Genomic DNA, 5,150 nt, shown 5'->3' on the forward strand with positions numbered 1-5,150 from the left:
AAAAAAAAGATCCTGGCATCCGGCAGTGATGGCAAATCTGATGCGTCAGGCACAGGAGGAAGATTACCGCCGGGAGCAGATGGCAGAGCTTGAGCGTTCAGCCCGGTCACATTTTGCGGATATCGGAGGAGAGGATGGCGGTTAAGCGTACCCGTTTTTTAGGTATCCGGGTGACCGATGGGGAGTACCAGCAGCTGCTGGAGCGCTGCAATGGAAGGCAACTGGCGGTGTGGATGCGGGAAACCTGTCTCGATACGCGCCCGGCGCGGTCGTTGCGGCTGCCGTCCATCGATCCGGTTTTGCTGCGCCAGCTTGCCGGGATGGGGAACAACCTCAACCAGATCGCCCGGAAAATTAACGGCGGCCAGTGGTCAGGCGCTGATGCCGAACTCGAGCGGCTGCGGCATGCCGTGCTGGAAAAGGGGGCAGACGATGATCGTTAAGTTTCATCCGCGAGGGCGAGGCGGCGGTGCCGGGCCGGTGGATTATCTGCTGGGGAAAGACCGCCAGCGCGACGGGGCCATCGTCCTGCAGGGAAAGCCGGAGGAGGTCCGGGAGCTTATCGACGCCTCGCCCTACGCCAAAAAGTACACCTCCGGCGTCCTGTCTTTTGCTGAACAGGATTTACCGCCCGGCCAGCGTGAAAAGCTGATGGCGAGCTTCGAGCGGGTTCTGATGCCCGGACTCGATAAAGACCAGTACAGCGTGCTGTGGGTTGAACACCGGGACAAGGGGCGGCTGGAACTGAATTTTCTGGTACCGAACACGGAACTGCTGACCGGCAGGCGTCTCCAGCCGTACTACGACCGGGCAGACCGTCCGCGCATCGATGCGTGGCAGACCGTGGTGAACGGGCGACTGGGGCTGCACGACCCGAACGCACCGGAGAACCGGCGCGCGCTGGTGACGCCATCTTCGTTACCCAAAACGAAGCAGGAAGCCGCAGAGGCTATTACGCGGGGCTTACTGGCCCTCGCCTCGTCAGGGGAGCTTAAAACGCGTCAGGACGTCACTGAGGCGCTGGAAAGCGCAGGTTTTGAGGTCGTGCGCACCACAAAGAGCAGCATCAGCATTGCCGACCCGGACGGAGGGCGAAACATCCGACTTAAGGGAGCCATCTATGAACAGTCTTTTAACGCTGGCGAAGGACTTAGAGCAGAAATCGAAAGCGCAGCAGCAGAGTACCGGCGAAATGCTGAAAGCCGCATTCAGCGAGCACGAGAAGTCTGTCAGAGCGGAACTGAGCGAAAGCGGGAAGAGAATCAGCGCCGCCATCCGCGCCCACGAGCAGGGTATGAGCGCGGCCATGCAGTCGAACCGCCTGAGCGTGATGCGTATGGTCGGGCGGACATGGCTGACCATCACGATGGTGTCAGGACTGCTGTTCGCCAGCCTGAGCGGGGTGTTGTGGTATCAGGGGAGCTTGATAGCGTCAAATCTGGCCGAAATCGACCGGCAGAACGCAGCGCTGTCGAAGCTGAACGCGAAGACCTGGGGCGTGACGTACCTGGAAGACAGCAACGGACGTTTTCTGGTGCTGCCGAAGGGGACGGCCGTAGACAGGACGCAGAGCTGGACGGTCGGGAACGGGCGGTCGAAGCAGAACGCGCTGAGACTGGTGAAGGAGTAAGTGCCGATGACCGAGCTGGAAAAACAGTTGCTGAGCGCATTAGAGCAGCTACAGCAGGACTACTCGAAAAGGCTGGACGAGTGGGAGAGCGCCTTCGGGGAATGGCGGAAAATGTCAGGGCTTATGCAACGGGAGAACGCGGCGCTGAGCGAGCGCGTGACGCGCTTGAGTCAGCAGGTGGAACGCTTGAGCGGGCAACTGCAGCGTTTGAGCCGGTAGTGCAGCGTCATGAGATGGCCGTGGCCGCAGAACGGGCGCACGAGCAACGGCAGCACGAAAAGGAACTGACGGAAGCGCGTTCCCGGCAGCGAAGCTATGACGGTCCGTCGCTGGGCTGAAATGCAGGAAAACAGGGTTCTCATCGGGCATTTACGCTGAAACCGGATGTCATTCACCTGGCTGCATGGCTATGCAGCCAGGTAAAATTTATCTGTCGCGAACGGGGCGGTTTATCGGGTGGTTTGTTGCCGGTTTTACCTGACTGCCACCCCGTTCGCGGCGAACCCGTCCGGGGCGGTGCGGGCAACGGGTGTTATGTTTAATCAGCGTGAACGGCAGATACAAAAAAGCCCCGGAGGGCTTTTAACTACTGACTTATTTTTTTGAAGATTTGCTGGGTTTCAATTTGTCAGTATTTCCCGGCGTTTTTTTATTGTCACGCTGGCGTTTATCAGGTTCCCCTGTTGAATCGGCAATTCGTTTCGGACCCGGCTTAAGACCCATAATCGTTATCCTTTCAATAGTTAAGAGGAAAGCCCTCAAGCTAGATATATTGACCGCGTTACGGATTATCAAGAGGGGCTAACAAGATTATTTTTTGTTCTTTTAGGTTGATTGTGGTACTGTTGATATACATGTATAGCAAATGGTGTTCGGGAGGTTTATATGCTTGCTATCCGGTTATCTGATGAGATTGAGTCCCGTCTGGACTCGCTGGCGAAGCAAACCGGCAGAACAAAGACGTTTTATGCGCGGGAAGCAATACTGGCGCATCTGGAAGACCTGGAGGATTATTATCTTTCAGCAGAAACTGCTGCACGCGTTCGCCGTGGTGATGAAGCAGTGCATTCGTCTGAAGACGTGAGGAAGTCACTTGGTCTGGACGATTAACTATTCCGATCGGGCGCTCAAATCGTTACGCAAGATGGACAAACAGAACGCACGACGGATTGTGGATTTTATGAGTTTACGCATTGCAGTTGCTGCCGATCCTCGCCAGTCAGGGAAGCCGCTCAAAGGTGAGCTGGGCGAGTTCTGGCGCTATCGGGTGGGAGATTATCGCGTTCTGTGTGAGATCCGAGATGACGAGCTTGTTATCCTTGCCGCCACGATTGGACATCGCCGCGAAGTTTACGACTGAAGCCCGCTATGCGGGCTTTTTTGATGCCGACAACAGGTATTATGGTAAATACTCGACTAACTACGTGTTCTACTGTTTGTCGGTTTTAGTTAACCAGCAGGTTGTCTTAACGATAATGTAGCCGTTATTTTTAACTAATAAGGTCATATTGTTAACGTCAGGCATAATAAAAGACATTATGGCCTCAGAGTTATCATCAGAAGCAGCTCTCTGCATTACTACTTCGATTCCCTTTTCTTTGAATCTATAAGTATCCAGTTGCCTATTAAACTTAGAAAGACCTACAACCATACTTAGTTTGTTATCTTTAACAGTAAGAGATGCTTCCTGAGTACCATTACATCGGTAGTAAGCGGTGTAACCGTCAGCAAAAGATCGACCGGGGAATATAAATGCTAGGAACGCAATTAACCAATACATAGTTGAGAATCTTGGTATTACACATTTCACTATCCTCTCTTTCATTTTTCGTTCACCATACTTTGTTATCTGATTTTTAATTTTTCTATTTTATAAACCAAGTCTCTACCAAAAAGGCGAAAATTATCCTCAAATAATAATAATTGTTTAAGAACATCCATGAAAGCAGCTGCTTCACCCTCAGTTATGGGAGCTACTCTATATAACATATAACCTGAGTTAAGGGTTTCTTTTATACTTTCTTCAATGCTCATTATAAATATTAGTGGATTATCATTTTTCTTCCCCCATGGGTTTCTAATTAATCCTTCGATGTACTCAGGTCCTTTGCGTCCTATTGCCTGCGCAATATTTTTTATTTCATCTGCGTGAGGGCTTTGTTGTACAGCTTTGTTTATGCCTGCTTGAGTGATTTTCAGAGACTCTACACCGTGTATGTTGTATGAGATAAAATGTAATAAATTAAGATGCAATGCAATTAATCCATTTTTGTTTACATCTGAGTATTTGGATAAAAAACGTAATGAAGTGTTAACTCTCCCTTGAAGCCTAACAATTGGGAGTGCTGCCTTGTATATTTCCTTCTCCGTTAAATACCGTTTAAAAAACATAATTCTCCGCCTCCGTATAGCGTGCCTATTTTATTTCGTCGTAAAACTTAGCTCTGAAATATTCCTTTAGAACCATCATGTCATTAATAATTGAATCTATCTCATCCATTTTTTCTTGGTATTCTTTTAATGGTGAAGGGAGCGGTAACTCAATATTTGAAAAGTGATTGGCGAGATAGGGATCAAGGTTTCTCATCCATTCAGGCTTTTCGCCAATGCGTTCTTCAACTGAAAGTGAACCTGATAATCTCTGGTTAATAAGATCACTTAGACTCATTTTGGTTTTATTCGAAAGCCGTTGTAAGGATTGCTTTAATCCTATATCTAGCATGATATTTGTTCTTTCTCTCATTACCCCCCCTTGCTATTGCGTTTTTTGTTGCGCACAAAGCTACCATTGCGCATTAAGAAACGCAATAAAAAAGGAGGGAGGGAGTGGTTTGTACATGATGTGCAGTGCGCTGAGGGCATCAGTGGCGGGTGTTTTTCCGTGGGATGGATGGAGCTCCGGGGATAACAGAACTGACGATCATGGGGAGGCGGTTTGATCGAAGGTTAAGTCAGTTGGGGAACTGCTTAACCGGGTAACTGGGTATACGAGACCGCAGATACCAAAACTGTTCTTTCAGTGTAGCCGCAGTTAGGCACCCACTTCAAGACCTCTCAATATCTCTCTCGTATATATCAACGCCGCATCCTTTTCTCCGGCCCTTTCTGATTTGAGCGCCTTTGCTTTATCCCGTTATCCGTGAGTCGGTCACGCCCGCCGCAGCCGAACGGCAGGAGCGCAGCTACCGAGTGAGCGAGGAGGCGTCATTTCATCTGTCCGTGCATGGTATTGCGGACGCTCCTGAGCCACATATCACACCTGCCACATGAGGCACTTTCATGAATCGTGCTCTCAAGCGTAAACGCTGTGACTGGTTCAGGGCTGCGCCCCGAAACCCGCTAACACCACTGACGCGCTGGCGCTTGTCCAACGCCGGAGCGACCCGGAAAACTTTTCCGTGCCGTCCGGCGTTTGCGAAGGAGGGATAATGCAGAAGCCGAAGAAGAAGCCGCTCGTCGTAAAAAAAAGATCCTGGCATCCGGCAGTGATGGCAAATCTGATGCGTCAGGCACAGGAGGA

7 protein-coding genes are annotated in these 5,150 nt (G+C 50.7%); 4 read left to right on the top strand and 3 right to left on the bottom strand.

Annotated elements, in window-relative coordinates; translation table 11 throughout:
* The first annotated feature begins 134 nt into the window (after positions 1-134).
* The 4 genes from IE151_RS17485 to IE151_RS17510 all read left to right on the top strand — a co-directional run bounded on the left by IE151_RS17485 (position 135) and on the right by IE151_RS17510 (position 2,990).
* Positions 135-443: a MobC family plasmid mobilization relaxosome protein gene (locus IE151_RS17485; protein WP_189493039.1), complete on the top strand. Its 309-nt coding sequence runs from the start codon at positions 135-137 to the stop codon at positions 441-443.
* Positions 433-1,968, top strand: coding sequence for a plasmid mobilization relaxase MbeA (gene mbeA, locus IE151_RS18005; RefSeq protein WP_033556926.1), 1,536 nt, complete (start codon positions 433-435; stop codon positions 1,966-1,968). The genes IE151_RS17485 and mbeA overlap by 11 nt, the downstream gene beginning before the upstream one ends.
* Before the next feature lie 547 nt (positions 1,969-2,515).
* Complete coding sequence (relB, locus tag IE151_RS17505) at positions 2,516-2,740, top strand: type II toxin-antitoxin system RelB family antitoxin (protein WP_000879771.1); 225 nt, start codon at positions 2,516-2,518, stop codon at positions 2,738-2,740.
* Positions 2,741-2,774: 34 nt separating this feature from the next.
* On the top strand, positions 2,775-2,990 hold the full coding sequence (locus IE151_RS17510; RefSeq protein ID WP_012000841.1) for a type II toxin-antitoxin system RelE family toxin: 216 nt from the start codon (positions 2,775-2,777) through the stop codon (positions 2,988-2,990).
* Between the two features lie 69 nt (positions 2,991-3,059).
* Here IE151_RS17510 and IE151_RS17515 read toward each other — a convergent pair whose 3' ends face one another.
* The 3 genes from IE151_RS17515 to IE151_RS17525 are packed head-to-tail and all read right to left on the bottom strand — an operon-like array spanning position 3,060 to position 4,373.
* A complete protein-coding gene (locus IE151_RS17515; RefSeq protein WP_004198361.1) occupies positions 3,060-3,455 on the bottom strand; it encodes a hypothetical protein in 396 nt (131 codons plus the stop codon).
* 20 nt (positions 3,456-3,475) lie between these two features.
* The gene (locus tag IE151_RS17520) at positions 3,476-4,021 is read right to left on the bottom strand and encodes a hypothetical protein (protein ID WP_023317533.1); all 546 of its coding nucleotides are present in this window, start codon (positions 4,019-4,021) and stop codon (positions 3,476-3,478) included.
* Between the two features lie 25 nt (positions 4,022-4,046).
* Positions 4,047-4,373, bottom strand: a complete 327-nt coding sequence (locus tag IE151_RS17525; RefSeq protein WP_050516389.1) for a hypothetical protein — start codon at positions 4,371-4,373, stop codon at positions 4,047-4,049.
* Positions 4,374-5,150: the final 777 nt, after the last annotated feature.

This window comes from Limoniibacter endophyticus (assembly GCF_014652835.1).
Classification (GTDB): domain Bacteria; phylum Pseudomonadota; class Alphaproteobacteria; order Rhizobiales; family Rhizobiaceae; genus Limoniibacter; species Limoniibacter endophyticus.

Excerpts from the sequence above, each read along its gene's own strand:
- relB (WP_000879771.1), top strand. The coding sequence starts at position 2,516 with ATGCTTGCTATCCGGTTATCTGATGAGATTGAGTCCCGTCTGGACTCG.
- IE151_RS17510 (WP_012000841.1), top strand. The coding sequence starts at position 2,775 with ATGGACAAACAGAACGCACGACGGATTGTGGATTTTATGAGTTTACGC.
- IE151_RS17485 (WP_189493039.1), top strand. The coding sequence starts at position 135 with ATGGCGGTTAAGCGTACCCGTTTTTTAGGTATCCGGGTGACCGATGGG.
- IE151_RS17515 (WP_004198361.1), bottom strand. The coding sequence starts at position 3,455 with ATGAAAGAGAGGATAGTGAAATGTGTAATACCAAGATTCTCAACTATG.
- IE151_RS17520 (WP_023317533.1), bottom strand. The coding sequence starts at position 4,021 with ATGTTTTTTAAACGGTATTTAACGGAGAAGGAAATATACAAGGCAGCA.
- mbeA (WP_033556926.1), top strand. The coding sequence starts at position 433 with ATGATCGTTAAGTTTCATCCGCGAGGGCGAGGCGGCGGTGCCGGGCCG.
- IE151_RS17525 (WP_050516389.1), bottom strand. The coding sequence starts at position 4,373 with ATGAGAGAAAGAACAAATATCATGCTAGATATAGGATTAAAGCAATCC.